At 67.2% G+C, this 26,753-nt stretch carries 28 protein-coding genes; 20 read left to right on the top strand and 8 right to left on the bottom strand.

All coding sequences use genetic code 11. The features are described 5' to 3' along the window. Positions 1-21: 21 nt before the first annotated feature. On the bottom strand, positions 22-1,065 hold the full coding sequence (locus tag UAA55_RS24395) for an SDR family oxidoreductase (protein ID WP_322956031.1): 1,044 nt from the start codon (positions 1,063-1,065) through the stop codon (positions 22-24). Between the two features lie 107 nt (positions 1,066-1,172). Between UAA55_RS24395 and UAA55_RS24390 the strand changes: the two genes are divergently transcribed. After that, positions 1,173-2,099 (top strand): AraC family transcriptional regulator, encoded by a 927-nt coding sequence (locus tag UAA55_RS24390; RefSeq protein ID WP_322956030.1) that lies wholly within the window; start codon positions 1,173-1,175, stop codon positions 2,097-2,099. 58 nt (positions 2,100-2,157) lie between these two features. Here the strand turns inward: UAA55_RS24390 and UAA55_RS24385 are convergent, their stop codons facing one another. After that, positions 2,158-3,183, bottom strand: coding sequence for an SDR family oxidoreductase (locus UAA55_RS24385; RefSeq protein WP_322956029.1), 1,026 nt, complete (start codon positions 3,181-3,183; stop codon positions 2,158-2,160). A gap of 90 nt (positions 3,184-3,273) precedes the next feature. Between UAA55_RS24385 and UAA55_RS24380 the strand changes: the two genes are divergently transcribed. Continuing rightward, a complete protein-coding gene (locus UAA55_RS24380; RefSeq protein ID WP_322956028.1) occupies positions 3,274-3,657 on the top strand; it encodes a winged helix-turn-helix transcriptional regulator in 384 nt (127 codons plus the stop codon). A 261-nt stretch (positions 3,658-3,918) separates the two neighbouring features. On the opposite strand, the gene UAA55_RS24375 is transcribed toward UAA55_RS24380, so the two are convergent. Beyond that, complete coding sequence (locus tag UAA55_RS24375) at positions 3,919-5,787, bottom strand: DUF4153 domain-containing protein (protein ID WP_322956027.1); 1,869 nt, start codon at positions 5,785-5,787, stop codon at positions 3,919-3,921. Positions 5,788-5,834: 47 nt separating this feature from the next. Beyond that, positions 5,835-6,290: a winged helix-turn-helix transcriptional regulator gene (locus UAA55_RS24370; protein WP_322956026.1), complete on the bottom strand. Its 456-nt coding sequence runs from the start codon at positions 6,288-6,290 to the stop codon at positions 5,835-5,837. Between the two features lie 109 nt (positions 6,291-6,399). Between UAA55_RS24370 and UAA55_RS24365 the strand changes: the two genes are divergently transcribed. Then, entirely contained in the window at positions 6,400-7,287 is an 888-nt protein-coding gene (locus UAA55_RS24365) for an alpha/beta fold hydrolase (RefSeq protein ID WP_322956025.1), read from the top strand. Positions 7,288-7,395: 108 nt separating this feature from the next. Here the strand turns inward: UAA55_RS24365 and UAA55_RS24360 are convergent, their stop codons facing one another. Beyond that, positions 7,396-7,980 (bottom strand): hypothetical protein, encoded by a 585-nt coding sequence (locus tag UAA55_RS24360; protein ID WP_322956023.1) that lies wholly within the window; start codon positions 7,978-7,980, stop codon positions 7,396-7,398. 257 nt (positions 7,981-8,237) lie between these two features. On the opposite strand from UAA55_RS24360, the gene rpsB reads away from it, so the two are divergent. The 16 genes from rpsB (at position 8,238) to lpxB (ending at position 23,519) form a co-directional block, all read left to right on the top strand. Further along, on the top strand, positions 8,238-9,017 hold the full coding sequence (gene rpsB / locus UAA55_RS24355) for a 30S ribosomal protein S2 (protein WP_322956022.1): 780 nt from the start codon (positions 8,238-8,240) through the stop codon (positions 9,015-9,017). A gap of 288 nt (positions 9,018-9,305) precedes the next feature. Beyond that, positions 9,306-10,223: a translation elongation factor Ts gene (gene tsf / locus UAA55_RS24350; RefSeq protein ID WP_040843522.1), complete on the top strand. Its 918-nt coding sequence runs from the start codon at positions 9,306-9,308 to the stop codon at positions 10,221-10,223. A gap of 368 nt (positions 10,224-10,591) precedes the next feature. Continuing rightward, positions 10,592-11,314 (top strand): UMP kinase, encoded by a 723-nt coding sequence (gene pyrH / locus UAA55_RS24345; protein ID WP_416235222.1) that lies wholly within the window; start codon positions 10,592-10,594, stop codon positions 11,312-11,314. A 17-nt stretch (positions 11,315-11,331) separates the two neighbouring features. Beyond that, the gene (gene frr / locus UAA55_RS24340) at positions 11,332-11,874 is read left to right on the top strand and encodes a ribosome recycling factor (protein WP_322956020.1); all 543 of its coding nucleotides are present in this window, start codon (positions 11,332-11,334) and stop codon (positions 11,872-11,874) included. A gap of 61 nt (positions 11,875-11,935) precedes the next feature. Then, the gene (locus UAA55_RS24335; RefSeq protein WP_322956019.1) at positions 11,936-12,673 is read left to right on the top strand and encodes an isoprenyl transferase; all 738 of its coding nucleotides are present in this window, start codon (positions 11,936-11,938) and stop codon (positions 12,671-12,673) included. Next, positions 12,609-13,538 (top strand): phosphatidate cytidylyltransferase, encoded by a 930-nt coding sequence (locus UAA55_RS24330; protein ID WP_322956017.1) that lies wholly within the window; start codon positions 12,609-12,611, stop codon positions 13,536-13,538. Before UAA55_RS24335 ends, UAA55_RS24330 begins: the two co-directional genes overlap by 65 nt. Further along, positions 13,529-14,755, top strand: a complete 1,227-nt coding sequence (locus UAA55_RS24325) for a 1-deoxy-D-xylulose-5-phosphate reductoisomerase (protein WP_322956015.1) — start codon at positions 13,529-13,531, stop codon at positions 14,753-14,755. Before UAA55_RS24330 ends, UAA55_RS24325 begins: the two co-directional genes overlap by 10 nt. 208 nt (positions 14,756-14,963) lie before the next feature. Beyond that, positions 14,964-16,106 carry an RIP metalloprotease RseP gene (gene rseP / locus UAA55_RS24320; protein WP_322956013.1) on the top strand — a complete coding sequence of 381 codons (1,143 nt, stop codon included), beginning with the start codon at positions 14,964-14,966 and terminating at the stop codon, positions 16,104-16,106. 13 nt (positions 16,107-16,119) lie between these two features. Beyond that, on the top strand, positions 16,120-17,631 hold the full coding sequence (gene bamA, locus UAA55_RS24315; RefSeq protein WP_322956011.1) for an outer membrane protein assembly factor BamA: 1,512 nt from the start codon (positions 16,120-16,122) through the stop codon (positions 17,629-17,631). 40 nt (positions 17,632-17,671) lie between these two features. Continuing rightward, positions 17,672-18,451, top strand: coding sequence for a BamA/TamA family outer membrane protein (locus UAA55_RS24310; protein WP_322956010.1), 780 nt, complete (start codon positions 17,672-17,674; stop codon positions 18,449-18,451). An 80-nt stretch (positions 18,452-18,531) separates the two neighbouring features. Next, complete coding sequence (locus UAA55_RS24305; protein ID WP_322956009.1) at positions 18,532-19,116, top strand: OmpH/Skp family outer membrane protein; 585 nt, start codon at positions 18,532-18,534, stop codon at positions 19,114-19,116. 73 nt (positions 19,117-19,189) lie between these two features. Further along, positions 19,190-20,230, top strand: a complete 1,041-nt coding sequence (lpxD, locus tag UAA55_RS24300; protein ID WP_322956008.1) for a UDP-3-O-(3-hydroxymyristoyl)glucosamine N-acyltransferase — start codon at positions 19,190-19,192, stop codon at positions 20,228-20,230. Then, positions 20,214-20,696: a 3-hydroxyacyl-ACP dehydratase FabZ gene (gene fabZ, locus UAA55_RS24295; protein WP_004273206.1), complete on the top strand. Its 483-nt coding sequence runs from the start codon at positions 20,214-20,216 to the stop codon at positions 20,694-20,696. The genes lpxD and fabZ overlap by 17 nt, the downstream gene beginning before the upstream one ends. 12 nt (positions 20,697-20,708) lie before the next feature. Continuing rightward, entirely contained in the window at positions 20,709-21,497 is a 789-nt protein-coding gene (lpxA, locus tag UAA55_RS24290) for an acyl-ACP--UDP-N-acetylglucosamine O-acyltransferase (protein ID WP_322956006.1), read from the top strand. A gap of 58 nt (positions 21,498-21,555) precedes the next feature. After that, complete coding sequence (locus tag UAA55_RS24285) at positions 21,556-22,326, top strand: LpxI family protein (RefSeq protein ID WP_322956004.1); 771 nt, start codon at positions 21,556-21,558, stop codon at positions 22,324-22,326. After that, entirely contained in the window at positions 22,323-23,519 is a 1,197-nt protein-coding gene (lpxB, locus tag UAA55_RS24280; RefSeq protein ID WP_322956002.1) for a lipid-A-disaccharide synthase, read from the top strand. Before UAA55_RS24285 ends, lpxB begins: the two co-directional genes overlap by 4 nt. Before the next feature lie 27 nt (positions 23,520-23,546). Here the strand turns inward: lpxB and UAA55_RS24275 are convergent, their stop codons facing one another. After that, positions 23,547-24,461 (bottom strand): DMT family transporter, encoded by a 915-nt coding sequence (locus UAA55_RS24275; protein ID WP_322956001.1) that lies wholly within the window; start codon positions 24,459-24,461, stop codon positions 23,547-23,549. 155 nt (positions 24,462-24,616) lie between these two features. Here UAA55_RS24275 and UAA55_RS24270 point away from each other — a divergent pair, with 155 nt between their 5' ends. After that, the gene (locus tag UAA55_RS24270) at positions 24,617-25,996 is read left to right on the top strand and encodes an aminotransferase-like domain-containing protein (RefSeq protein ID WP_322955999.1); all 1,380 of its coding nucleotides are present in this window, start codon (positions 24,617-24,619) and stop codon (positions 25,994-25,996) included. Here the strand turns inward: UAA55_RS24270 and UAA55_RS24265 are convergent. Both UAA55_RS24265 and UAA55_RS24260 read right to left on the bottom strand, forming a co-directional pair. Further along, complete coding sequence (locus UAA55_RS24265; RefSeq protein ID WP_322955997.1) at positions 25,981-26,406, bottom strand: 2-phosphosulfolactate phosphatase; 426 nt, start codon at positions 26,404-26,406, stop codon at positions 25,981-25,983. The genes UAA55_RS24270 and UAA55_RS24265 overlap by 16 nt on opposite strands. Continuing rightward, complete coding sequence (locus UAA55_RS24260; RefSeq protein WP_322955995.1) at positions 26,406-26,687, bottom strand: hypothetical protein; 282 nt, start codon at positions 26,685-26,687, stop codon at positions 26,406-26,408. The genes UAA55_RS24265 and UAA55_RS24260 overlap by 1 nt, the downstream gene beginning before the upstream one ends. Positions 26,688-26,753: the final 66 nt, after the last annotated feature.

Here is a 26,753-nt window from a genome sequence, read left to right as displayed (position 1 = left end):
TGGGGCGGCCCGCTTCCACCCCTACGCCGCCTGTTTCGATCCGGGAAGCAGGCCCAGCCGGATCAGGCTTTCGGCGGTCGCGACGATGGCTTCCTCAGCGGGGCGGGGCGTCCAGCCCAACAATCGTATCGCCTTTTCACTGGTGGCGTTCAGGTTGACGCCCAGCAGGGTGACCGCGCCCTTCATGACCGGATTTTTCAGGCTGATCAGGCGGACCAGCCAGTTGGGCAGCACCCGTGTCGGCACCTTGACGGCGGCGGTCCCCAGGCGCCGCCGCAGCACCCTGGCGATATCGATCATCCACAGGCTTTCACCGGATATCGCCAGGAAGCGCTCGCCGTTGGCGGCGGCATGGGTCATGGCGCGCAGGTGCAGGTCCGCCACATCCCGCACGTCGACGACCCCGCAATTGAGCTTCGGGCATCCGGGCTGCCCGTTCATCATGTTCCGGATCAGGCCGATGGAGTGGGAATAATCGGCGCCCAGCACGGGGCCGAGGACGGCGGTCGGATTCACGGCAGACAGTTCCAGGCCGCCCCCCTCCCGCGCGATGAAATCCCAGGCCGCCCGTTCGGCCAGGGTCTTCGATTTCTGGTACGGCCAGACGGTACCCGTCAGGTCGCTCCAGTCCGTCTCGTTGAACGGCCTGGTCATCCGTGGATGACCGGCGCAGATCGCGCCAAAGGCGGAGGTCAGCACCACCCGCCTGACCCCGGCGTCCCGCGCGGCGCGCAGGACCCGCAGATTGCCCTCGACCGCCGGCTTGATCCAATCCTGCTCGCTGACCTGCTCACCCGTCGGTGTCGGTGAGGCGCCATGCAGGACGTAGGTGCAGCCGGCGGCGGCCTGCGCCCAGCCCTGGTCGGCGGTGAGATCGGCGGTGACGAAGGAGAGGCGGTCCCCCGGCTCAGCCCCCCCGGTTTTGAGGTTGGCGCGCACCTCGGCTTCCCGTGACAGCGACCGGACGGTGGTTCGCACGCGATATCCGGCATTCAGCAGCGCCAGGATGCAATGCTGCGCGATGAAACCCGTTCCGCCGGTCACAAGGACCAATTGATCGTTCATATCGATTCCCCGAGTGCAGGCCATTTGATGAAGTGTCCTGAAAGTAAGGTGGGGTTCCCGGACTGTGAATGCTTGAAAGTCCGCATTGCTTTCGCGATAGTACGGAAATGAGTGCCGACCCCTTCTCCGACATCCTGAAATTCACGAAGGCGGAATTGCTGGTGACCGGGGGGTTCACGGCGGGTGGCTCATGGGCCATCCGCTTTCCGGCACCCGACAAGGTTAAATTCTTCGCTATCGTGAAGGGCCGGTGCTGGGTCCGCATTGAGGGCGAGGCGGCGCCGATTCATTTTGAAACCGGGGACGTGGGCCTCCTGTCGGCGAAGCGGTCCTTCGTGCTGGCCAGCGACCCGGACCTTGCGCCTGTCGACGCCATGCGCCTGTTTTCCGGCGCCGGCGGGCCGATGTGGGTATTGGGCGACGGCGGCGATTTCGCCCATATCGGTGGCCACGTCCTGCTTGACCCGGCCAGTGGCCGGTTGCTGGCGGATGTCCTGCCGCCGTGGATCCACGTGCCGGCGGCGTCACCGCAGGCGACGGCTTTCCGCTGGCTGCTGGACCAGCTGGTTGAAGAGCGGCGGGCCGCCGATTTGCCGGGCACGCAGCTGGTGTCGGCGCAACTGGCCCAGTTGCTGTTCATCCAGATCCTGCGGGCCCATCTCCAGACGGCCGGTTCGATGCCGGCCGGGTGGCTGCGGGCGCTGGGCGACCCGCGCATCGCGCCGGCCCTGCGGCTGATGCATGACGATCCCTGCCGCGCCTGGCATCTGGATGATCTCGCCAAGGCGTGCGCCATGTCGCGAACGACGTTCGCCTTCCATTTCAAGGCAGTCGCGGGCGTGGCGCCGCTGACCTACCTGACGGAATGGCGCATGCGTCTCGCCGAACGGGCCTTGCGGGAGGGCGCCACCCCCGTGGCGGTCATCGGCCAATCACTGGGCTACACCTCCGAGAGCGCGTTCAGCACCGCCTTCAAGCGCGTGACGGGCAACTCGCCCAAGGCCTATCGGGATGCCGTCCGCATCCCCGCTTAGGCACGGTGCCAGCGAGGTTCATCGGGACTCTCCGCGAGCGGGGCAAGCATCGCGTCGCTCATTTTGACGCCTCCTGCAGATCGATCAGGCTCCGTGCGGAAGCCAGTATCGCTTCCTCGCTTGAGCGCGGCGACCAACCCAGCATCTGCCGTGCCTTGGCATTGCTGGACTGGCGCTGCTTGCCCAGGTTGGGCACCGTCGCGCGCGCCTGTTTGCTGAATGGTGCGAGTAATCGCACCTTCCAACTCGGGAGCTTTCGGGTCGGCACCCGGCTTGCCGCCGGTCCAAGGCGCGCACGTAGGATATCGGCCACATCCGCCAGCGCCAGCGATGGCCCGGCGACGCCGATGAAGCGCTGCCCGGCGGCTTGCGGGTGGGTCATGGCGCGCAGGTGCAGATCGGCCACGTCGCGCACATCGACCACGCCGAAATACACGTCGGGCAAACCCGGCATAGCGCCATCCAGCATCGCTTTGATCAGCGCAATCGACGAGGAATAGTCGCGGCCGAGGGCCGGGCCGAAGATGCCGACCGGATTGATGACGCTGAGTTCCAGCGCACCGCCTTCACGGTCCATAAAGTCCCAGGCGGTGCGTTCGGCAATGGCCTTGGACTTGATGTAGGGTGGGTTCGGCGCGTCGGGTTCGGTCCAGTCCTCTTCAGTGTATGCGCCCGCCCGATGCTGTCTGCCGTAGCCGACCGCAGCGAAAGACGAGGTCATCACGACCCGGCGCACACCGGCGTCGCGTGCGGCGCGGAGGACGCGCAAGGTGCCGTCCCGGGCGGGAACGATCAGCTCGTTTTCGTCCTTTGGCACTCCGCTCGGGAAAGGGGATGCGACATGGAGCACATAGTCGCAATCGGCTACCGCCGTGGCCCATCCTTCGTCCCGCGTGAGATCAGCCTCGAAAAACCGGAGCTGATCATCGGGCTCTTGCCCACCGTTTCGGAGCATCTCCCGCACCAGCCGCTCCCGGCTGCCGCTGCGCACCGTCGTACGAACCTCATGACCATCGCTCAGGAGTTTCAGAATCACATGGCTTGCCACAAATCCTGATCCACCTGTCACCAATACAACGCCCATATTATTAGCCTTGCCTTCCGATGCTTCGCTGAACACGAATTTCGAGTGCTAACATCAGGAGGGCAAGTAGGATGGATTTCAGGACTTAGTATGGAAAAACAGACTATTGGACCACGCAGCTACGGGGACGACTGCGATGGATGCACAGGGCCGGAGCCGATCGACGTCATGCGCTTCCAGCGCGCGATCCGGGCGATCACCGGCAAGTGGAAAATCGAGATCGTGTGCAGTCTCATCATCGGTCCACGCCGGTTTGGCGAACTGCGTCGCATGCTGCCGGGCATCACGCAGCACATGCTGACCGAGCAGCTACGCGACCTTGAGCGAAATGGCATCGTGATCCGCCATGCTCATGCCGAAGTCCCGCCGCGCGTGGAGTATGAACTGTCCCAGGCCGGCGTCGATCTCATGCCCACGTTCGCGGCGCTGCGGGATTGGTCGCTGCGTTATGAGGGGCAACTCGCCGATATATAATGCCCACGGCCTGGAGAGCCACCGCATGTTCCGCGACGGTGGCTGGATAGAGAGGCGTGGAAATGGAAGGTTGCGGATGGGGTGGGATTCGAACCCACCAGCCGGATGCCCACGCCGATCAGGGTGACCAGCGCCAGGCCCGGCAGGGTGACGATGACGTTCTGCCAGGAGCTGAAGTCGATATTGCGCAGCGTTGCCTCCTCGGTTTCCGTCCCTTATTCAAAAAGCGGGCCGGCGACGGGGGGGCCAGGGGCTCGGCCTTTATGGCCGCTCCCCCGGGCAATGGTCGTTCGGTGGCATGATGGTCAGCCGGACGCCGCCGGCGATGAGGTCCGGCCAGGCGTGCGGCGTCGTGGTAATCTGGCCTTTCTGCAGGGCGTCGCGCACGGCCGCGCAGCCGGGCCAAGAGCCGAGGTCGAGATGGCCGGTGAGATGCCAAGCGCCGGCTTCATCCTGCTGATACAGCACGCCGCTGAAGTTGCTGTCCTGCATGATGATCGCTTCCGGCAGATCCGGCCGCAGCGTGATCAGGAAAGCGTTGCAGGGCTCTTTATCGGCGGGGGTGCATCCATTGCCATTTCGTGCGCGATCGCTTGCCAAGTAAGCATCCACGAATCCCGGGGGCAGGGGCCGTCCCGCTGGATAGACCTTCAGGGTGCGTATCAGGTCGGCCGGTGATCGTGGTTGCTGTAGGGGTGCCTGCGTTTGGTAGCGGTTTTGCTTGCTCAGCACGGTGGTAGCGTTGGCATGCAAGGTCGCCTGTTGGTCCGCGCTCCAGCGGCTGTCGGTCGCGGTGCGCAAGGATTCCACCGCCGCCTGGCCCCAACGGGCACCATCGTAGCGTAAGGCGACCAGATCCAGTTTCTCAGGGGGCAGGATGCCTGCCCGCAGGCGGGCCATCTGGTCGGCCACCATCAGCCGGGCGGGATCGGCGACAGGCGTCAGCAGGGCCAGCAGCAGGATCAATACCAAATGGGCGGAGACATGGTTGGTGATCTCCAGCAAACGCAGCCACTGGGCTCCGCGTGGATTGGGCGCGCGCACCACGGCGAGGACGTAGCCGGCGGTGTAGACGGCCAGGACCAGGATGAAGGCCGCCGCCACCACGCGCTGCACGCTCCAGCCGTATTGTCCGACCCGCAAGCCCAGCCCCCAGGCGGCCAGCGCCACCAGGGGCAGCAGCGCGAGCGCTCCCACGGTGCCGGCCCAGCGCTTGGCGGCGATGGTGGTGCGCTCCATCGCACCATCCTGGTAGCAGCAGTTGATCAGGAAGATCAGCAGTATCGCCGCCATGATGAGCAGACGGGTGGCGAAATGGGTCTGCCATAACGGTTGCAGGGACAGGAAGGGCAGGCTGCCAAGGAAACCCACGACGATGATCACCAGCAGCGGCAGCAACCAGGAGAATAGGGTGAGCGCCAGGGCGCGCGCACCCCGGATCAGGGCGGGCTGCACATCGGTGATGTGCACGGCGCCGGCGATGGCCAGGGTGGTGGCGGGGATGGCGAACCAGTCGTGTTGGATCAGCCGCTCGAAGAAGGTGATCTTCAGCAGATTGAACAGGCCGGCGCCGAGATAAAGCACTCCCCAGAACACAGCCACGAACACCACGGTCAGGGCGGCCTGCACCCCTTGCTTCCAGGCGGTGTCAAAATGGCGCGGATAGCTGGGGCGCCAACGCCGCTCGATGATGGCGTCCACCACCAAGGTATGGGCGATAAACAGACCGCCGGCCACGTACATCAAATCGAAGTGGCTTCCGAGCAGTTGGGACATACCTGTCGCGGGCAGGGAACTTTGCAAGCGCGCCGCGGCATGATAGCCGAGGCCGGCGACGATCACGGTCGCGACCAGGATCCAAAGCGCCAGCGGCCGCCGGGCGATCTGGCCCACCCCCAGCAGGATCAGCAGGGGGACCAGGGACACGACCATGACCAGGGGCGTGAACAGGTCGGGCACGGTCGCGGGCCAGGTCGCCGGTTTGGTCGCCGCCTCCGCCAGCAGGTAAAGCCCCACCGCCTGGATTAGGGCCACCATCAGGCGGGTGAGGAAAACGTTTGGGACGCGCTCGCCGCCTGTGCGCTCGCCGCCATTGTGCCGTCCGTCGCCATAACCACCCCATCGCCTCATCGTTGCCGCCAGCTTAAGCGGGCTTTTTTGCAGAAGCGATGCAGGGTTTAAGGATTTTCCACCGGAAAGCGCACCACGGTGTCTTCCGGTGCCAGCGGGGTGCCGTCCTGGGCCAGTGGGGCCATGCGGCGCAAGGGTAGTCCGGTGCGCTTGTCCAGCAGGCGCACATGCGGCTCATCGGCCCTGAAGAAATGGTCCTCGCCCCATTGGCGCAGGGCTACCAGCACGGGGAAGAGGCCGCGCCCCTTGGCCGTCAGCACATAGTCCTGGTGGGCACCGCCATCGGATGCGGGCACCGCCTGCAGGATGCCGTGGGCTAGCAGGGTGCGCAGGCGGGCGGCCAGGATGTTCTTGGCCAAGCCCAAATTCTTCTGGAATTCCCCGAAGCGGCGCAGGCCGTCGAAGGCGTCGCGGATGATCAGCAGCGACCAGCCGTCGCCGATGGCGTCCAGCGGCCGGGCGACGCCGCACAGCGAGTCCTGGTGGCTGGTGCGCTTGACCATGGCGGTCTCCCCCTCATGCCGATGACGGCCTGGATATAACGGTTGCAAATTAAAACCTCAAGCGGTACGTCTCGATTGGTTTTAATTTGAAACCAATTTGGAGACCACGATGATCCCCGCCGACGCCACCTTCGACGGCACCTTTCCCTTCACCCCCCATGTCACCGACGCCCCCGGCTTTCCCATGCACTATGTGGATGAGGGGAAGGGCGAGGTGGTGCTGTGCCTGCATGGGGAACCCACCTGGGGCTACCTGTTCCGCCACCTGATCAGGGCATTGAGCCCCACGTATCGCGTGGTGGTGCCCGACCATATGGGCTTCGGCAAAAGCGCCACGCCGCCGGATCGCAGCTATTGGCTGCAGGACCATATCGACAACCTGGAGCGCTTCGTCCTGGCACTGGATCTGCGCGACATCACCCTGGTGCTGCATGACTTCGGCGGGCCGATGGGCATGGGACTGGCCGCCCGCCATCCGGATCGCATCAAGCGGGTGATCTCGACCAACGGCCCCGTGTCCTTCGGCCAGGCCGACCAGGTTGACCGGCTGCTGGCCAATGCCGCGACGGCGCCCTGGTTCCAGTGGATACTCAAGGCGCAGGCGGACGGCAGTCTGGAAACGGTGCTGGGCCAGTTGGGCTACACCATCCTCAGCACGCTGAAACTCAACGGCTTCGAGGACCACAGCATCATCACCGATGCCTGGCTGGCGGCCTATGGCGCGCCCTTTGCCAGGCCGGCGGATTGCCTGGGCGCCATCGGCTGGGCCAAAGGCTTCGCCACCGGCATGCACCGTTTCGAGGTGCCGGACGCGGCGGCCGTCCGCGCCATCCGCGCCCGGCCGGCGCTGGCCATCTGGGGAGAGGCGACGGCACACTTCAGGCCGACCATTTCCTGCCGCTGTTCAGCGAGTTGTTTCCCAGCGCGCCCATCCACCGCCTGCCCGGCGTCGGCCATTACTGCCTGGAGGACGCGCCGGCGGCCATCGCCGGCCTGATCGCCGGTTTTTTGCGTCAGTCGTAATAGCCCGGCGCCAGCTGGAGGCGGGGCCAGGGTAAGGGTGGTCCTGGGGTTGCTGCGGCGGGAACTGCCGGCCTTGCTGTAATCAGGGCCGCAGGATCTCCACCACCCGGGCCGCAGGGCGTTCAGCGGGGCGTTCGACGCCGGGCAGGGTGAGGGCCAGGTGGGCCAGGCGGCCGTAGAGCGGCGCCCCCTCCGTCCCACCCAGGAAACGGGCCAGCGTGGCGTCGGCGGCCAACTGGAAGAACAGCTGGGGGCGGCTGAGGAAGGGCAGGCCGGCATTGGCCAGCAGCGTGCCGAAGGGCGTCTTCTCCGCCAGCGCCTCCGCCGCCACGGACGGGGGCAGGGCCAACAGGTCGACACTCAGCAGGCCCAGGGCCAAGGGCCTGCCGTCGGCTTGGGCCGCCAGGATGACCCGGCGGCGCAGACGGTCCAGGCCCGGGGCCTGGTCCCGGGTGCGGGCCTGGACGTTGACGCTGACCGCGCATCCCGCGTGGCGGGCGAGGGCCGCCGTCATGCCGTCGACATGGTCCAGGCGCGGGCGCACCCGGTCGGGCAGGGCGTCGGCGGCGATGGGGGTGAAGGAGGGCGGCGCCAGGCCCAGGTCGGCGTAGCTCAGCGCCAGGGCGCTGACGGTCTCGGCCAAAGGCGTTTCGGTGGGGGCGAACATGGGGCGCACCATAGGCGCGGGCCCCGCCGGCTGCCAAGCGCGCGGCGCGGGGGACCCTTTTCGTTCAAGCAGAGCCGACGCCCGCGCTTCGGGGTTGAAATCGCCGGGGCGGCGGAGTATCACACCGGCCATCGTCAATCCCACACGTGGGCTTGCGGGGCGTCCTTATTATCTGGGCGGTCCGCTTCCGGTGTCCTGAGGCCAGGTGGCCAAGGGGCATTGCCCACGGAGGCCAAACCGGAGAAAGGTTCCGTTTCATGGCTATGCCTACCTTCACCATGCGCCAGCTGCTGGAAGCCGGCGTGCATTTCGGTCACCACACCCGTCGCTGGAACCCGAAGATGGCCCCGTACCTCTTCGGCGTGCGCAACGGCGTGCACATCATCGACCTGGAGCAGTCGGTGCCCATGCTGCACCGCGCCATGCAGGCCGTGCGTGACGTGGTTGCCGGCGGCGGCCGCGTCCTGTTCGTCGGCACCAAGCGCCAGGCCCAGGAGAAGGTGGCCGAGGCTGCTGGTCGTTGCGGCCAGTACTACGTCAACCACCGTTGGCTCGGCGGCATGCTGACCAACTGGAAGACCATCTCCCAGTCCATTAAGCGCCTGCGCGAGATGGATGAGCTGTTGGGCGGCCAGATCGCCGGCCTGACCAAGAAGGAACTGCTGAACCGCACCCGTGACCGCGACAAGCTGGAGCGGGCGCTGGGCGGCATCAAGGAGATGGGCGGCCTGCCGGACATCCTGGTCATCATCGACACCAACAAGGAGTCGCTGGCCGTTCAGGAAGCCAACAAGCTGGGCATCCCCGTGGTGGCCGTGCTGGACAGCAACAGCAACCCCGACGGCGTGACCTTCCCCATCCCCGGCAACGACGACGCCCTGCGCGCCATCGAGCTGTACTGCGAGCTGATCTCCGGCGCCGTGCTGGACGGCCTGCACGCTGAGATGGCCGCCTCGGGCATCGACGTCGGCGCTTCGGAAGAGGCACCGGTGGAAGAGATCCCCGCCGAGGAAGCCGAAGTCGCGGCCGAGGCCTAAGGCTTAAGCGAACGGCCGGGCCGGGACTTCCGTGAAGGAGGTGCCGGTTCGGCCGCGTTGCTGTCCGGGGGCAGGGGGGCTCTGGGCTGTCCGGTGCTCCTGGACGGCCTGAAAGCACCCCATCCCCGCCCGACCGCCGCCCCGCTTCGGGGCGGCTGTCATATGGGTGGCGCCCGCTGGGGTGGCGACCCCACGAATTTCCGGATGCGGACGGCGACGTCCCTCCGTTTCCCTTGACCAAAATCCCTGCGGACGTCCGTCCGCCCTGACGCGATGAGAGAGGCGAAGATGGCTGAGATTACGGCTGCGCTCGTTAAGGAGCTGCGCGAGAAGACCGGCGCCGGCATGATGGACTGCAAGAAGGCCCTGAACGAGGTCGCTGGCGACATCGAGGGCGCCGTCGACTGGCTGCGCAAGAAGGGCCTGGCCGCCGCCGCCAAGAAGGCCGGCCGCGTCGCCGCCGAGGGCCTGGTCGGTGTCGCCTCCCAGGGCACCGTCGGCGCCGCCGTCGAGATCAACGCCGAGACCGACTTCGTCGCCCGCAACGACCTGTTCCAGGCCCTGGTGTCCGGCGTGACCAAGCTGGCCCTGGCCGATGCCGACGTCGAGTCCCTGAAGGGTCAGGCTTTCGGCAACGGCCGCACCGTCGCTGAAGAGCTGACCCATCTGGTCGCCACCATCGGCGAGAACATGAACCTGCGCCGCGCCGCCCGCCTGTCGGTCACCGACGGCGTCGTCGCCACCTACGTCCACAACGCCCTGACCGGCGGCCTGGGCAAGATCGGCGTGCTGGTGGCCCTGGAGTCGACCGGCGACAAGGCCAAGCTGCAGGAGCTGGGCCGCCAGATCGCCATGCACATCGCCGCCGCCCGTCCGGAAGCCTTGGACATCGCCGACGTCGACACCGCCGCCCTGGACCGTGAGCGCAACGTGCTGGCCGACCAGGCCCGCGCCTCGGGCAAGGCCGAGGACATCATCGCCAAGATGGTGGAAGGCCGCCTGCGCAAGTACTACGAGGAAGTGGTGCTGCTGGAGCAGGTCTACGTGATCGACCAGGAGACCAAGATCCGCAAGGTCGTCGAGAACGCCGCCAAGGACGTGGGCGCCCCGGTGAAGCTGACCGGCTTCGTGCGCTTCGTGCTGGGCGACGGCATCGAGAAGGAAGAGAGCGATTTCGCGGCCGAAGTGGCCTCGATGGCGCGCTGATCCGTCAGCCTCGTTGAGTTGAGTAAGGCCGGCGCGTCCAGCGATGGACGCGCCGGTTTCTTGGGTGCCCCATCGTCCGGGCGCTCCGGCCATCCCCGGCACCTTTTCTGTGTCAGGGCCGGATGGCGATTTTCCCGATATTTTCGAATGAGTAGAGTGGCCACCGGTGCCCGATCCGGCGCCGCCTTTTTCGTGCGCCCCGATTTCGGCTCAATTTCCGGGTTCCCTTGCGCGCCTTCCCTGCAACGCCAGACTTGGCGGCGGGGGCAAGTTTGCAGTAGAGCTAACCCGGATCTGACCCCGGACACTCGTGGCTTCCCAACCCGGCTTGCCGCCGGGCCCACCAACTGGCGAGAGGACCTGACCCCGTGGCTGCCCGATACAAACGCGTACTGTTGAAAATCTCGGGCGAGGCGCTGATGGGGGACCGTGAATTCGGTCTCGACCAGAAGGTCGTCAACCGTGTCGCCAACGAGGTGAAGACCGTCGTCCAGATGGGGGTCGAGGTTTGCCTGGTCATCGGCGGCGGCAACATCTTCCGCGGCGTCTCCGGCGCCGCGTCGGGCATGGAACGCGCCACGGCTGACAACATGGGCATGCTGGCCACCGTGATGAACGCGCTGGCCATGCAGAGCGCCCTGGAACGCATCGACGTGCCCACCCGCGTGCAGTCGGCCATCCCCATGGCCAGCGTGTGCGAGCCCTTTATCCGCCGCCGCGCCGTGCGCCACATGGAAAAGGGCCGGGTGGTGATTTTCGCCGCCGGCACCGGCAACCCCTTCTTCACCACCGACACGGCCGCGGCCTTGCGCGCCTCGGAAATGGGCTGCGAGGCCCTGCTGAAGGGTACCAAGGTGGATGGCGTCTACACCGCCGATCCGAAGAAGGATCCGACGGCCGAGCGCCTGAGTTCCTTGAGCTATCTGCACGTGCTGTCCCACGACCTGCAGGTCATGGACGCGACGGCGATTTCGCTGGCGCGTGAGAACAACATTCCTATCCTCGTCTTTTCCATCCATCAGGAAGGCGGTTTCGCCGAAGTCATGGACGGGCGGGGTCATTTCACGATCATTACGGAAGAAGAGGCTTGAACGTGGCCGCTCCCTCAATGGATGACATCACCCGGCGCATGGATGGCGCCGTCGAGAGCTTGCGCAAGGAATTCGCGGGCTTGCGCACTGGCCGGGCGTCGGCCAGCCTGCTGGAACCGGTGATGGTGGAAGCCTATGGCTCCAGCATGCCCCTGAACCAGGTCGCGACCGTCAGCGTGCCGGAGCCCCGGCTGATCACCGTGCAGGTGTGGGATCGCGGCATGGTGAAGGCCACCGAGAAGGCCATCCGCGAGGCCGGCCTGGGCCTGAACCCGCAGACCGACGGCAACACCATCCGCGTGCCCATCCCGGACCTGAACCAGGAGCGCCGCCAGGAGCTGGTGAAGGTGGCCAACAAGTACGCCGAGCAGGCCCGCGTGGCCGTGCGCAACGTGCGCCGCGACGGCATGGACATGCTGAAGCGCGCCCAGAAGGATGGCGACCTGTCCGAGGACGAGCACAAGACGTGGTCGGACAAGGTGCAGGCCCTGACCGACGCCCACATCAAGAAGATCGATGAGGCGTTCGCGGCCAAGGAAAAGGACATCACCCAAATTTGAGGTGGCGTCCCAGGTTCGCTTTCATTTTGACCGTCCCGGTTCCTGTTTCCCCGAGAGTCCCATGTCCGGTGCCGCAGTGCCCCTGAACGTCCGCCCACCCGCCCATATCGCCATCATCATGGATGGCAATGGGCGCTGGGCGACGCGCCGGGGGCTGCCCCGCACCGCGGGTCACAAGAAGGGGGTGGAGGCGGTGCGACGGGTGCTGGAGGCGGCGCGGGAACTGGGCGTGTCCTACCTGACGCTGTTCAGCTTCTCGTCGGAGAACTGGAGCCGGCCCGAGGGTGAGGTCAGCGAGCTGATGCACCTGCTGCGGTTCTACCTGCGGGGGGAGATCGCCACCCTGCACAAGAACGGGGTGCGGCTGCGCATCATTGGCGACCGGTCGCGCCTGGCGCCCGACATCGTCACGCTGATCCGGAACGCGGAGACCCTGACGGCGAACAACACCGGCCTGACCTTGGTGATGGCGCTCAGCTATGGATCGCGCCAGGAAATCGCCAACGCCGCCCGCCACTTGGCGGAAGAGGTGGGGGCCGGGCGTCTGACACCCGACCAGGTGACGGTGGAAAGCCTGGGCGCCTCGCTCTATACCCGGGACATCCCCGATCCGGATCTGGTGATCCGCACCAGCGGGGAAAAGCGCATCAGCAATTTCCTGCTGTGGCAGATGGCCTATGCGGAGCTGGTGTTCGTGGAAACGCTGTGGCCGGACTTCGGTCGCCAGGAATTGGATGACGCCATCCAGGAATTCCATCGGCGCGACCGCCGGTATGGGGCAACGGTTGGAACGCGCTGAAGGGCTGTTGGCCAAGCTGCCGGGTGATCTGAAGACCCGTATCTTCTCCGCCTTGCTCCTGGGCCCCCCGGTCCTGGTGGCCGTATGGCTGGGCGGAATTGTTTTCCAGGCGGTACTGGTGGCGGTCGCCGTCATCGCCGGCCTGGAATGGCTGCGCCTGGTGGTGCCGGGACGTCAGCCTTGGGCCACGGCCATGGGGCTCATGACCATCCTGGTCACCCTCAGCGGCGAGTTCGTGGCTGGGCCGTTCTACGGCTTGGTCCTGCTGGCGGCGCAGACGGCGCTGCTGTGGTGGGCCGCCGCCGGTGGTTATCCCCGCGCGCCAGAAACGGAAGGTGGGAAGCAGGGGGGCCGGCTGCCGGCACCCATCCTGTTCGCGCTGATCGTGCCCTATGTCGGCGGCGGCTGCCTGGCGCTGGACTGGATCCGCAACCGGGCGGGGCCCGACGCCCCCTGGCTGTTCCTGTTCCTGCTGCTGGCCATCTGGGCCACCGACATCGGCGCCTACGCCGCCGGCCGGGCCATCGGCGGACCCAAGCTGGCGCCGCGCATCAGCCCCAAGAAGACCTGGGCTGGCCTTTTGGGCGGCATGGCGGCCGCGGCTTTGGTAGGCTTGGCCCTGTCGCCGCTGGCGACCGTTTCCTCGCCCGGCGCCGGCGCCCTGGTGGCGGCCGTCATCGCGGTGGTGGGACAGGCGGGCGACCTGTTCGAATCATATATGAAGCGCCGGTGCGACGTGAAGGACAGCGGCTCGCTGATCCCCGGGCACGGCGGATTGCTGGATCGTATTGATGGGCTGGTCATGGCGGCGCCGGTGTTCGCGCTGTTCCACGCCCTGATTGGGGAGAATGGGTCATGGTGGTGAGTTCCCTGCAGGCCGTTGTGGCGCCCCAAGCGGCGTCATCCGAGGCGGCCGCCGCCGTGCCCGCCGCGCGCACGGTGACCATCCTGGGCTCCACCGGCTCGGTGGGCTGCAACACGGTGGAACTGGTCGCGGCCGATCCGGAGAAGTACCAGGTCGAGGCGCTGGTGGCCCGCAAGAACGTGGATTTGCTGGCCCGGCAGGCCAAGGAGCTGCGCGCCAAGGCCGCCGTGGTGGCGGACGAGGGCCACTATGCCGCCCTGAAGGACGCGCTGTCCGGCACGGGCATCGAGGTCGCCGCGGGGTCCCAGGCGGTGGTGGACGCCGCCGCGCGGCCCGCGGATTGGGTCATGGCCGCCATCGTCGGCGCCGCCGGCATGGAGCCGACGCTGGCCGCCGCCCGCCGCGGCGCCACCGTGGCCTTCGCCAACAAGGAAGTGCTGGTCTGTGCCGGCTCGCTGATGATGGCCGAGGTGAAGCGCCACGGCGCCACCCTGCTGCCGGTGGACAGCGAGCACAGCGCCATCTTCCAGGTCTTCGACTCCGAACGGGTGGAGGGCGTCAGCCGCCTGATCCTGACGGCCTCGGGTGGCCCCTTCCGCAACAAGACGCGCGAGGACATGGCCCGCGCCACGGTGAAGGAGGCGGTGGCCCACCCCACCTGGGACATGGGCGCCAAGATCTCGGTCGACAGCGCCACCATGATGAACAAGGGGCTGGAGGTCATCGAGGCCCACCATTTGTTCGGCATGCCCGAGGACAAGATCGACGTGCTGGTCCACCCCCAGTCGGTGGTGCACAGCCTGGTGGAATACGTCGACGGCTCCGTCCTGGCGCAGCTGGGCACGCCCGACATGCGGACGCCCATCGCCGTGGCGCTGGGCTGGCCGTGCCGCATCGCCACCCCGGGCGACCGCTTGAACCTGGTGACCGCAGGCCACCTGGAGTTCCATGCGCCCGATCCGGAGAAGTTCCCGGCCCTGCGTCTGGCGCGCGAGGCCATGCGCGCCGGTGGTTGCGCCGCCTGCGTCATGAACGCCGCCAACGAGGTGGCCGTGGCCGCCTTCCTGGACGGCCGCGTCGGCTTCCTCGATATTGAGCGTATCGTCGAACACACGATGACGACGGTGCCGCACTCCCGCCTTAATTCACTGGACGATGTGCGCGAAGTCGATACCGTTGCGCGGCGGGTTGCGGCTGAAGCGATTCAGGCGCGATAGGAAATGGGGGTCCCGGCCGTTCAAGGATGACCGGGGCCTGCCGGCCGGATCGCGGAGCCGCTGACGGTGATGTTTTGTTCACCAGCGGGGCGCACCATCGCGGTCAGGCAAACAGGCCCTCTTCATATGCGTGTCCCAGTTTCCGCGCCGGAAGGCGGGGTAAGGCGGGGGAGCCCTGAAGGAGGGGGTGTTATTGGAGTTTGGGACGATGCATCAGATCGTGAACTACGCCAGCACCTATGGGGGCACCTTCCTGGTGGTCTTGACCGTCCTCGTGTTCGTGCACGAGTTCGGCCATTACTACATCGCGCGCCGCAACGGCGTGCGGGTGGATGTGTTCTCCATCGGCTTCGGCCCGGAAATCTGGGGTTTCAACGACCGCGCCGGCACGCGCTGGAAGTTCAGCCTGATCCCCCTGGGCGGCTATGTGAAGATGTTTGGTGACGCCGACGCCGCCAGCCGGCCCGGCGCCGAGACCCGCTCCATGACGCCGGAAGAGCGCGCCGTGTCCTTCCACTACAAGCGGGTGGGCCAGCGCGCCGCCATCGTGGTGGCGGGCCCCATGGCGAATTTCCTCTTCGCCATCGTGGCCCTGTCGCTGCTGTTCATGTTCTACGGCCAGCCCTACACGCCCGCCGTGCTGCAACAGGTGGAGCCCGACAGCGCCGCCGCCGTGGCCGGCCTGCAGGCGGGCGACCGTGTGCTGGAACTGGGCGGCCACAAGATCGAACGGTTCGAGGATCTGCAGCAGATCATCGCCATCAATCCGGACGTGACCCTGGACGTGAAGGTGCAGCGCGGCGACGCGCAGATGGACCTGCGGGTCACGCCGCGCGCCGTGGAGTTGGAAGACCGCTTCGGCAACAAGAGCCGCATCGGCCGCCTGGGCGTCATCCGCGGCCAGGACGAATACCACCGCCGCGATCCGCTGAACGCCGTATGGGCGGCGGGCAAGGCCACCTGGGCCCTGATCACCGGCACGCTGGACGCGGTGGGCCAAATGATCGCAGGCAGCCATGGCACCGAGGATCTGGGTGGGCCGTTGCGCATCGTGCAGATGTCCGGCCAGATGGCCCAGTTGGGCCTGGTCCAGGTCATCTGGTTCATGACCGTGCTGTCGGTGAACCTGGGCCTGATCAACCTCTTCCCCGTCCCCATGCTGGACGGCGGGCATCTTATGTACTATGGCCTGGAAGCTTTGCGGGGCCGTCCCCTGGGCGAGCGCGCTCAGGAATATGGTTTCCGGATCGGCCTGGCTTTGGTACTTAGTCTCATGATTTTCGCCACTTGGAACGATCTGATCCACTTTGGTGTGGGCAGTTTCGTTAAGTCTCTGATTTCCAAAGTTTGACCGGGGGAAATAATTGGGTTCGGTTTCGAGAGTAGCGGCGCTGTGCCTGGCTATCGCCGGCACCACCGCAACGTCAGCTGTCGCTCTTTCGTCCGGTGCCTGGGCTCAGGAGATCCTGTCCGGTGGCGTCATCAAGGACATCCGCGTCGAAGGCACCCAGCGTATCGAGCAGGCCACGGTCCGCTCTTATCTGGTGGTGTCCCAGGGCGATGCCTTCAATCCGGACAAGATCGATGAGTCGCTGAAGGCCCTGTTCGCCACCGGCCTGTTCGCCGACGTGACCCTGCGTCGCGACGGCGACACCCTGGTGGTGGCCGTGGTCGAGAACCCGATCATCAACCGCGTGGTCTTCGAAGGGAATAAGCGCGTCAAGACCGAGGATCTGCAGTCCGAGGTACAGCTGCGTTCGCGCCTGGTGTTCACCCGGTCCCGCGTGCAGCAGGACGTGCAGCGCATGCTGGACGTTTATCGCCGCAACGGCCGCTTCGCCGCCCGCATCGAACCCAAGATCGTCCAGCTGGAACAGAACCGCGTCGACTTGGTGTTCGAGATCGACGAAGGCCCGCTGACCGGCGTGCAGCTGATCAGCTTCATCAACAACAACATTTATGACGACAGCGAGCTGCGCGACGTCATGGTGACCAAGGAATTGCGCTGGTGGCGTTTCCTGTCCAGCGACGACACCTACGATCCCGATCGTCTGGCCTACGACAAGGAACAGATCCGCCGCTTCTACTTCCGCAACGGCTATCCCGACTTCCGCGTGATGTCGTCGGTCGCGGAACTGACGCCGGATCGTGACAAGTTCTTCATCACCATGGCCCTGGACGAAGGCAAGCGATACAAGTTCGGCAAGATCGAACTGACCAGCGCCATCAAGGACATCGATCTGGCCCCCCTGCGGGAGGTGATCGAGACCAAGGAAGGCGACTGGTTCAACGCCGACAAGATCGAAAGCACGATCAACAAGCTGCAGGACAAGCTGGGCGACCAGCAGTACGCGTTCGTGCAGGTGGACCCCAATGAGGAACGCCACGCCGACACGCAGACCGTCGACCTGCACTTCGAGATCAATCCCAGCCCGCGCGTGTTCGTGGAGCGCATCGACATCAACGGCAACCTCATCACCCTGGACAAGGTGGTGCGGCGCGAGCTGCTGCTGGCCGAAGGCGACCCCTTCAACGCCTCCAAGGTCAAGCGCTCCGAGCAGCGCGTGAAGGACCTGGGCTTCTTCGACGAGGTCAAGATCAAGCCGAGCGAGGGCAGCACGCCCGACCAGGCGGTCCTGACGGTCGACCTCAGCGAGCAGTCCACCGGCGAAATCCAGGTGGGCCTGGGCTACTCCACCACCGAAGGCGCGCTGATCGACTTCTCGATCCGCCAGCGCAACTTCCTGGGTACGGGCCAAGACATCCGTTTCTCGACGATGTGGTCCTACTACTCCAAGGAATTCACCATCTCCTACACCGATCCCTATTTCATGAACCGGGATCTGGCCGTGGGTACCGACCTGTTCCGCACCTAACCGCAACGCCAACACGACGGAAGAGTCCTACAGCTACGACATGTCCAGCACGGGCTTCGACATCCGTGCCGGCTTCCCCATCTCCGACCGCTTGCGCGAACTGGTGACTTACACGCTGTCCCATACCCGGATCAGCGACATCACGTATGAAACCACGCGCTTCGTGCAGGAACAGGTGGGTGCGACGACCACCTCGTCCATCCAGTCGGCCCTGACGTTCGACGCCCGCGACAGCCGCCTGAAGCCCACCTCCGGCTACTACTTCACCGTCACCAACCAGGTGGCGGGCCTGGGCGGCAGCGTGCACTTCCTGCGCAACCGCCTGACCTCCGGCATCTACTTCCCGCTGTTCAGCAACGTGGTGCTGAAGATCGAGGGCGAGGTCGGCTATATCCTGGGCTTGGGCGGCGAATTCGTGCGCATTCAGGACCGCTTCTTCCTGGGTGGCGATACCCTGCGCGGCTTCCAGGTGGCCGGCGTCGGTCCCCGCGCGTTCAGCAGCAACGGTGGCAACGACGCCCTGGGCGGCAAGCGGCTGGTGCGTGGCACGTCGGAAGTCACCTTCCCGCTGGGCCTGCCGGAGGAACTGGGCGTGGACTTCCACGTCTTCACCGATATCGGTGCCCTGGACCAGAGCGGTAAGTCGCCGTTGCCTGGTGACGATTTCCATGATGAGTTCGCGTTCCGCGCCTCTTCGGGCGTGGGCGTGTCGTGGAAGTCGCCCTTCGGCCCCATCCGCATCGACTTGGCCTATCCGTGGATGAAGAAGAGCTACGACCGCGTCCAGCAGTTCCGCTTCAGCTTCGGTTCGCAGTTCTAAGAACGAAGGGACGGGACATGATGGCGTTCGCACGCCGCACCACACCCCCGACCGTTTGCCTTTCCCATGCGAGGGCCGCCTTGGCGGCCCTCGTTCTTGGTTTCGGGGGCACGCAGCCCGTGGATGCCGCCCTGGCGGCGGTCCCGGCCAAGGCGCCGGCCAAGCCCGTGGCCAGCGACAGCCCGCAGAAGCCGGTCACGTCCATCGCCGTGGTCGACGTGCAGTTCCTGCTGGAAAAGTGCTCCGCCATGCAGAGCATGAAGCGCCAGGACAGCGAGCAGACGCAGAAGTTCCAGGCGGAACAGTCGCAGCAGGAACAGTTCCTGCGGCAGGCGGAAAAGGAATTGGCCAGCCAGCGGACCAAGCTGGGCCAGGAAGATTTCGACGCCAAGCGCAAGGACTTCGAACAGCAGGTGGCGGAGGTGCAGCGGCGCCTGCAGGAACGCAAGCGCCAGTTGGACAATGCCTTCGCCGCCGCCAGCGCCCAGCTGCGCGACAACATGGTGCGCGTGGTGGGCGAGGTGGCGCGCGAGAATGGCTTCACGCTGGTCATTCCGCGGTCCAACATCATCTACATGGCGGACGACGCGTTGGACATAACCAACACCGTGTTGTCACGTTTGAACGCCACGTTGCCGCAGATCACGGTCAACGTTCCGAACTGACCGGTTCCCGGGCGCCTCCATCGGGGGATGACGCGTCCGGGCGCGGTCGCTGCCGTTGAAAGGTGCCGTTCCCATGGCCGATCCCCGTTTCTTCAACCGGGCCGGGCCCTATACCCTTGCCGAGCTGGCGCGCCGCTCCGGCGCCGAGGTGGCGCCGGGCTGCGATCCGGACCTGGTCCTGAGCGATGTCGCGGCCCTGGACGCGGCGGAGCCGGGCCAACTGAGCTTCCTGGACAACAAGAAGTACGTGGCCGCCTTCAGCGCCACCCGGGCCGGCGCGGTGGTGGTTCACCCGGCGCTCGCCTCCAAGGCGCCGGCGGATGTGGCGCTCCTGCTGTCGCGCAACCCCTACAAGGCCTACGCCCTGTGCGCGCAGGCCTTTTATCCGGCGGCCGCGCCGTCCGGGAAGGTCAGTCCCGGCGCGCATGTCGACCCGACCGCCGAGGTGGGCGAGGGGACGGACATCGCTGCGGGCGCCGTGGTCGAGGCGGGGGCCGTCATCGGCGCACGCTGCCGTATCGGGCCCAACGCCACCATCGGCGTGAACGTGCGGCTGGGGGACGACACCGTCATCGGCGCCAACGCCTCGCTGACCCACTGCGTCCTGGGATCGCGGGTGACCATTTATCCCGGCGCCCGCATCGGCCAGGACGGCTTCGGCTTCGCCATGGATCTGGCGGGGCATGTGCGCGTGCCGCAGATGGGGCGCGTGCTGATCGAGGACGACGTGGAAATCGGCGCCAACGCCACGGTGGACCGGGGGGCGGGGCCCGATACCGTGATCGGCCGGGGCTGTATGATTGATAATTTGGTGCAAATCGGGCACAACGTGCACCTCGGTGCCGGCTGCGTCATCGTGGCCCAGGCGGGGATATCGGGCAGCACCAAGCTGGATCATCATGTCGTGCTGGCGGCACAGGCCGGCGTGACGGGGCATTTGAAGATTGGGGCCGGCGCGCAGATCGCGGCGCAAAGCGGTGTCATGCGGGATGTGGGGCCGGGGGAAAAGGTCGGCGGATCGCCGGCCGTGCCCATGCGGCAATGGTTGCGCCAGGTAGCCGCGCTGGGCCGCCTGGTGCGGGGTAGGAATGAAGGTGATGGACGTGACGACTGAAGAGCAGAAGGTTCCTGGCAAGGTGCCCGACCTGGACATCCTGCGGATCATGCAGATGATCCCGCATCGCTATCCCATGCTGTTGATCGACAAGATCGTCGACATCATCACGGGTGAGAGCTGCACGGGCATCAAGAACGTCACGATCAACGAGCCGTTCTTCACCGGCCACTTCCCGCAGAAGCCCGTCATGCCGGGCGTCATGATCGTGGAGGCGATGGCCCAGACCTCGGCCGTGCTGGTCATGCACACGCTGGGTGAATCGGCGGAAGGCAAGCTGGTCTACTTCATGTCCATCGAGGAGGCGAAGTTCCGCCGCCCAGTGGTGCCGGGCGACCGCGTCGAGATCAAGGTCCAGAAGATCCAGAACCGCCGCAACGTGTGGAAGTTCAAGGGTGAGGCCTGGGTGGACGGCCAGCTGTGCGCCGAGGCCACCTACGCCGCCATGATCGTGATGGACAGCTAGGCCTTATCCGTGATGAGCGAGACCGTGATCCACCCGACCGCCGTGGTCGATCCCGGCGCCCAGATCGGCGCCGGGGTCAAGATCGGCCCCTTCTGCGTGGTCGGTCCCCATGTCGCCCTGGGTGATGGGGTGGAGCTGAAAAGCCATGTGGTGGTGGAAGGCCGCACCCAGGTGGGCGCCAACACCGTCATCTTCCCCTTCGCCTCCATCGGCCATGCGCCCCAGGACCTGAAGTTCAAGGGGGAGCCGGCGGAACTGATCGTGGGCCGCAACAACCGCATCCGTGAGCATGTGACCATGCACATCGGCACGGAAGGCGGCGGCATGGTGACCCGTGTGGGCGACGGCTGCCTGTTCATGGCCTCGTCCCATGTGGCGCACGACTGCATCGTGGGCGACAACGTCATCCTGGCCAACAACGCCACCCTGGGTGGCCATGTCGAGGTGGGGAACAACGCCATCCTGGGCGGGCTGTCGGCGGTGCATCAGTGGGTGCGCATCGGCGCCCACGCCATGATCGGCGGCATGTCGGGCGTGGAAAGCGACGTCATCCCTTACGGCCTGGTGAAGGGCGACCGCGCCTTCCTGGCCGGGTTGAACCTGGTCGGCCTGACACGCCGCGGATTCTCCAAGGAGGATGTGAACGCCTTGCGCACCGCCTTCGACAACATCTTCAGCCACGACGGCACCTTGGCGGACCGCATGGCGGCGGTGGAAAGCGCCGACCCGGCCCCCGTGGTGGGGGAGGTGCTGGACTTTATCCGCGGCCGTGGCGGCCGCGCCTTGTGCCAGCCGCGCTGATGCCGGACACCCCTGTAAAACTGGGGATACTGGCGGGTGGGGGGACCTGCCCGGCCGGTTGGTCGACACCTGCCGCGCGCTGGGGCGCCCGGTCTTCGTCGTGACGCTGGAAGGCCAGGACGCGATCGTGCCGGCGGATGTGCCCCAGGCGGCTTTTCGCATCGGCGCCGCCGGCGCCATCCTGGATCGGCTGCGCGCCGAAGGCGTGGGCGAGATCGTGCTGGCCGGCCGGGTGCGCCGGCCCAGCCTGGCCGAAATGCGCCCCGACTGGTTCGCGGCCAAGTTCTTCGCCCGCATCGGCGCGAAGGCCCTGGGTGACGACGGCATCCTGCGCGCCTTGGTGGCGACGCTGGAGGAAGAGGGGTTCACCGTCGTGGCCGTGCAGGCCCTGGTGCAAGGGCTGCTGAGCCGCGCCGGCCCCATGGGCGCCCTGGTTCCCGACGCCGCGGCCGAGGCCGACATCCATCATGGCGTGGCCGTGGCGCGCACCCTGGGCCTGCTGGACGTGGGGCAGGCGGTGGTGGTGCAGCAGGGGTTGGTGCTGGGCGTGGAAGCCATCGAGGGCACCGACGCCCTGATCGAGCGCTGCGGCGGCCTGCGCCGTGAAGGGCCGGGGCCCATCCTGGTCAAAATGCGTAAACCCCAGCAGGACATCCGCCTGGATCTGCCCACCATCGGCGTTACAACGGTGCGGAAGGCGGCGGCCCATGGCTTCCGCGGCATCGCGGTGGAGGCGGGCGGCACCCTGACCTTGGGCGCCGAACAGGTGGCCCAGGCGGCGGATGCCGCCGGCCTGTTCGTCACCGGTATCGTTACGGAGGCGGTATGAACGAGGATGTGCCTTTGGTCTTCCTCGTCGCGGGGGAACCGTCGGGCGACGTGCTGGGCGGCCGGCTGATGCTGGCCCTGAAGCAGGAAACGTTTGGCGCCATCCGCTTCGCCGGCATCGGTGGGGAGCGCATGAAGGCGCAGGGCCTGAAAAGCCTGTTCCCCATGGAGGAATTGGCCCTGTTCGGCCTGGCGGAACTGCTGCCCAAGCTGCCCAGCCTGCTGCGGCGTATGAAGCAGACGGAACAGGCCATCCTGGACATGAAGCCGGCGGCGGTGGTGACCATCGACGCGCCGGACTTCTGCTTCCGCGTGGCGCGCCGGGTCAAGAAGGCCGACCCGGACATTCCCCTGATCCATTACGTGGCGCCCACCGTCTGGGCTTGGCGTCCCGGCCGCGCCGCCAAGATCGCCAAGTTCCTGGACCATCTGCTGGCGCTGCTGCCGTTCGAGCCCCCCTATTTCGAGAAGGTGGGCCTGGACTGCAGCTTCGTGGGCCATCCCATCGTGGAAAGCGGCGCCGACGCCGGCGACGCCGACCGCTTCCGCGCCAAGCACAACCTGGAATCCGACACCCGGATCGTCACCATCCTGCCGGGCAGCCGCCGCAGCGAGGTGACCAAGTTGCTGCCTGATTTCAGAGGCGCGCTGGACATCCTGGCGCCGCGCCTGCCGCGCGTGGTGGCGGCCGTGCCCACGGTCCCCGCCACCAAGGCCCTGGTGGAGGAGGCGGTGAAGAACTGGCCGCTGCCCGCCGTGGTGGTGGAGGGCGACCAGGACAAGTACGACGCTTTCGCCGCCAGCGAGGCGGCCTTGGCCGCCTCCGGCACGGTGGCGCTGGAACTGGCGCTGGCCCGGCTGCCGGCCGTTGTCGCCTATCGCATCCACCCGCTGACCTATCGTCTCTATCGCGGCCTGATCAAGGTGCGTTTCGTCAATCTGGTCAACATCATGCTGAACCGCATGCTGGTGCCGGAACTGTTGCAGGAGGAGTGCCGGCCGTCCCGCCTGGCGGAGGCCCTGGGCCGTCTGCTGGACGATCCCGCCGCCCGCCAGGAACAGATCGAGGGCGTGGCCGAGGTGGCCGCCTGGCTGGGGCAGGGCGACACCCCACCCAGCCGCCGCGCGGCCGAGGTGGTCATGCGCGTCATCCACGCCCGCGCCCGCGAGGCGGAGCAGGCGGGCTTGGTCTGAGCGATCGGCCCGCCGCTTGAGGGCGCCCTAAACCGCGCGCCGGGCGCCGGCCACGCACAGCACCACCACCAGGGCCGTGCCCAGGACGGCCGGCCCCACCGGCTCGCCCAGCAGCAGGGCCGCAAGGCCGAAGCTGCAGAAGGGTTGCAGCAGCTGGATCTGACCCACCGCCGCCGTGCCTCCCAGGCCCAGGCCGTGGTACCAGAAGAAGAAGCCGATCAGCATGCTGAACAGGGTGACATAGCCCAGCGCCAGCCAGGCGCTTGACGGTACCGCTTGCCAATCGGCGGGAAAGGTGGCCCAGGCCAGCGGCGCCATCAGGGGCAGGGACAAGACCAGCGCCCAGCAGATGACGGGCCAGCCGCCCAGGTGACGCGATAGCCGCGCCCCCTCCGCATAGGCCAGGCCGCAGACGGCCACAGCCAGGATCATGAGGCCATCGCCGGGGGCCAGGTGGAAGCCGCCCTGCAGCAGGGCGGGCGCCAGGGCGTAGGCGGCGATGGCCGCCGCGCCGGCGCAGGAGAACAGCCAAAAGGACGCCCGGGGCCGATCGCCGCCGCGCAGCGCGCCGAAGACGGCGGTGGAGATGGGCAGCAAGCCGCTGAAGACGATGGCGTGCGTGCTGGGCATCCGGTGCAGGGCCAGGGCTGACAGCAGGGGGAAACCCACCACGGCGCCGCCGGCGACGACGGCCAGACCGGGAAGGTCGCGCACCATGGGCCGACGGGGGCGCAACAGGGCCAGCAGACCCACGGCGATGATGCCGGCCAGAGCCGCCCGCGCCAGGCTGAGGAAATTGGCGTCCAGCCCCGCCAGGCCGATCTTGGTCACCGGCAGGCTGCCGCTGAAGATGACGACGCCGATCAGGCCGTAGATGAAGCCGGCGGCCGGCTGGCGCGCCGGGGCCGTCGTGAGGGCGGTGGGGACGGTGGTGTCCGTCATGGCGGGGCATCCTGGTTTCGTGACGATGCCGATGCTGCCTTCCGCCGGGAACGGTCACAAGGTATGGTGCAGTACGGTTTGACTAAACTGTACTGGTTCAAATGGCGATACAGTCGACAGAGACATCCGCTGGCCTGACCCTAGTGGGAACGGTCATGGCCGATATCCACGCCCGGGTGGACGGCCGGCTGCTGGCGGCCGGGGCCCGCGCTCCCTCCATCCGCGCGCTGGCGGAGCGGTTGGGTGTCTCCAAATCCACAGTGGTGGAGGCATACGATCGCCTGGTGGCGGAGGGCGTGCTGGTGGCGCGGCCAGGCTCCGGCTTCTACGTCGCCAAGCGGGCCGCCCCCTTGGCGCTCATGGGCACGGCGCTGGCCGGGGCGGAGCCGCCACCGGACCGGGCGGTGGACCCGCTGTGGCTGATGCGCCAGGCGCTGGAGCCGGGTGAGGGCGTGCTGAAACCCGGGTGCGGCTGGTTGCCCGCCGACTGGATGCCGGAACCGGCCATTCGTCGCGCCTTCCGCGCCTTGGCGCGGGCGCCGTCGGCAGCCCTCTTGGACTACGACAACCCCCTGGGCTATCCGGCCCTGCGGCGCCACTTGGCCGACCGTTTCACCGCCCGCGGCATCGCGGCTGCGGCCGACCAGATCCTGCTGACCGACAGCGGCAGCCAGGCCATCGACCTGGTCTGCCGCTACCTGCTGGAGCCGGGGGACGTCGTGCTGCTGGACGACCCTTGCTACTACAACTTCAAGACCGTGGTGGCGGCCCACCGTGCCCGCGCCGTGCCCGTGCCCTACACTCCCACGGGACCGGATCTGGCGGTCTTCGCCCAGGCGGCGGCGACCCATCGGCCGCGCCTCTACATCACCAACGCCGCCCTGCACAATCCCACCGGGACCAGCCTGACCGCGCCGGTGGCGCACAAGCTGCTGACCCTGGCGGCGGCCCATGACATCCTGATCGTCGAGGACGACATCTTCAGCGATTTCGAGGCGGAGCCGTCGCCCCGGCTGGCCGCCTTTGATGGGCTGGAGCGGGTGATCCACATCGGCAGCTTTTCCAAGACGCTGTCGGCGGCGGTACGCTGCGGCTATGTCGTGGCGCGGGGGGACTGGATCCAGGGCATCGCCGACGTGAAGCTGGCGACCGCCTTCGGCAACGCCACGACCAACCCCCGCATCGTCCACCAGCTGCTGACCGACGGCAGCTATCGCCGGCATATGGAGGGCGTACGCGCGCGCCTGGCCGGTGCCATGGGGCGTACGCTGCGCCGGTTGGAGGCCAGCGGCCTCAAGCCCTGGGCGGAACCGCGAGGCGGCATGTTCCTGTGGGCGGCCCTGCCGCCGGGCCTTTCGTCCGTGGCGCTCGCCCGCACGGCATTGGACCAGGGCGTGGTGCTGGCGCCCGGCGACGTCTTCAGCCTGACCAATACCGCCGACGGCTTCCTGCGCTTCAACGTCGCCCAGTGCGACAACCCGCGCATCTTCGAGGTGCTGTCCCGGGCGATGGAGGGGGCCTACGATGCCCGATAGGCCCCGTCGCGCAAGGTCGGTGCCGTGGTGCTGGCGTCCAGTTCAACGGCAAGTTCCACGTCATCGGCATAGCCCCAGCCGATCAGTTCCTGGCCGGATCTGCCACTCCGGATGATCCCGGCCAGGTCGGGGCCTGTGGCCCGGTAAGCGTCGCGCGCCACGCGCGCTTCGGGTGACGGCGCCAAGTCCAAGGCCTCGATGATGGCGCCAGCCCCCAGCAAGTCCTCCACCGCCGGACGCAGGGTACCGTCCGGCCAACGCTCTCCCGCAGGGATGATGGCGATGTCGCCGCCATCGGCGAGCAGTCGGGCGCGGCGGGCGACAGCCGTCGCGTTGCGCAGGCAGCCGGCCAGCACGGCCGTGGTGCCGCCCGCCAAGGAGAGGCGGGAGCCGTTGGGGGAGGGCAGCATCAGCCGCGTGCCGGCGGGGATGGTGGCCAGCGAGCGGGGGAAAGGCTGAGCTGGCTGCCGGCGTCGCGCGGGGACGCCAGCTGGGCGCCTGCATCATCGGCGGCAGCCCGGGCGGCCGCTGCGTCGCCATAGGGGAAGGGCAGGATGACGGCACCCCGCCCCACGGCCACGTCGACGGCGGTGGAAAAGGACAGCACGTCGACGATGACCAGCACCGTCACTTGGTGCTTCAGCGCCTCCACCCCCGCCGGGCCCCATTCGCTATGGACGGTCTGGGTCATGACTAACCTGGCGTGGTTCCATGGTTCGGGACAGAAGGGGCGATGGCGTTGCTGGCGATGCTGGCA

Origin of the sequence: Nitrospirillum guanabarense (assembly GCF_034653355.1) — a bacterium.
In the GTDB taxonomy this organism is placed as follows: domain Bacteria; phylum Pseudomonadota; class Alphaproteobacteria; order Azospirillales; family Azospirillaceae; genus Nitrospirillum.
This window is presented reverse-complemented; position numbering and strand designations above follow the sequence as displayed.

Coding starts and splice junctions, on each gene's coding strand:
- rseP (WP_322956013.1), top strand. CDS start 14,964: ATGCATCAGATCGTGAACTACGCCAGCACCTATGGGGGCACCTTCCTG.
- UAA55_RS24265 (WP_322955997.1), bottom strand. CDS start 26,406: ATGCTGCCCTCCCCCAACGGCTCCCGCCTCTCCTTGGCGGGCGGCACC.
- UAA55_RS24275 (WP_322956001.1), bottom strand. CDS start 24,461: ATGACGGACACCACCGTCCCCACCGCCCTCACGACGGCCCCGGCGCGC.
- UAA55_RS24310 (WP_322956010.1), top strand. CDS start 17,672: ATGTCCAGCACGGGCTTCGACATCCGTGCCGGCTTCCCCATCTCCGAC.
- lpxB (WP_322956002.1), top strand. CDS start 22,323: ATGAACGAGGATGTGCCTTTGGTCTTCCTCGTCGCGGGGGAACCGTCG.
- lpxA (WP_322956006.1), top strand. CDS start 20,709: ATGAGCGAGACCGTGATCCACCCGACCGCCGTGGTCGATCCCGGCGCC.
- UAA55_RS24395 (WP_322956031.1), bottom strand. CDS start 1,065: ATGAACGATCAATTGGTCCTTGTGACCGGCGGAACGGGTTTCATCGCG.
- UAA55_RS24330 (WP_322956017.1), top strand. CDS start 12,609: ATGACGCCATCCAGGAATTCCATCGGCGCGACCGCCGGTATGGGGCAA.
- UAA55_RS24365 (WP_322956025.1), top strand. CDS start 6,400: ATGATCCCCGCCGACGCCACCTTCGACGGCACCTTTCCCTTCACCCCC.
- UAA55_RS24260 (WP_322955995.1), bottom strand. CDS start 26,687: ATGACCCAGACCGTCCATAGCGAATGGGGCCCGGCGGGGGTGGAGGCG.
- UAA55_RS24335 (WP_322956019.1), top strand. CDS start 11,936: ATGTCCGGTGCCGCAGTGCCCCTGAACGTCCGCCCACCCGCCCATATC.
- UAA55_RS24370 (WP_322956026.1), bottom strand. CDS start 6,290: ATGGTCAAGCGCACCAGCCACCAGGACTCGCTGTGCGGCGTCGCCCGG.
- frr (WP_322956020.1), top strand. CDS start 11,332: ATGGATGACATCACCCGGCGCATGGATGGCGCCGTCGAGAGCTTGCGC.
- UAA55_RS24270 (WP_322955999.1), top strand. CDS start 24,617: ATGGCCGATATCCACGCCCGGGTGGACGGCCGGCTGCTGGCGGCCGGG.
- tsf (WP_040843522.1), top strand. CDS start 9,306: ATGGCTGAGATTACGGCTGCGCTCGTTAAGGAGCTGCGCGAGAAGACC.
- UAA55_RS24380 (WP_322956028.1), top strand. CDS start 3,274: ATGGAAAAACAGACTATTGGACCACGCAGCTACGGGGACGACTGCGAT.
- UAA55_RS24375 (WP_322956027.1), bottom strand. CDS start 5,787: ATGAGGCGATGGGGTGGTTATGGCGACGGACGGCACAATGGCGGCGAG.
- UAA55_RS24390 (WP_322956030.1), top strand. CDS start 1,173: ATGAGTGCCGACCCCTTCTCCGACATCCTGAAATTCACGAAGGCGGAA.
- rpsB (WP_322956022.1), top strand. CDS start 8,238: ATGGCTATGCCTACCTTCACCATGCGCCAGCTGCTGGAAGCCGGCGTG.
- fabZ (WP_004273206.1), top strand. CDS start 20,214: ATGGACGTGACGACTGAAGAGCAGAAGGTTCCTGGCAAGGTGCCCGAC.
- UAA55_RS24360 (WP_322956023.1), bottom strand. CDS start 7,980: ATGTTCGCCCCCACCGAAACGCCTTTGGCCGAGACCGTCAGCGCCCTG.
- UAA55_RS24325 (WP_322956015.1), top strand. CDS start 13,529: ATGGTGGTGAGTTCCCTGCAGGCCGTTGTGGCGCCCCAAGCGGCGTCA.
- UAA55_RS24385 (WP_322956029.1), bottom strand. CDS start 3,183: ATGGGCGTTGTATTGGTGACAGGTGGATCAGGATTTGTGGCAAGCCAT.
- lpxD (WP_322956008.1), top strand. CDS start 19,190: ATGGCCGATCCCCGTTTCTTCAACCGGGCCGGGCCCTATACCCTTGCC.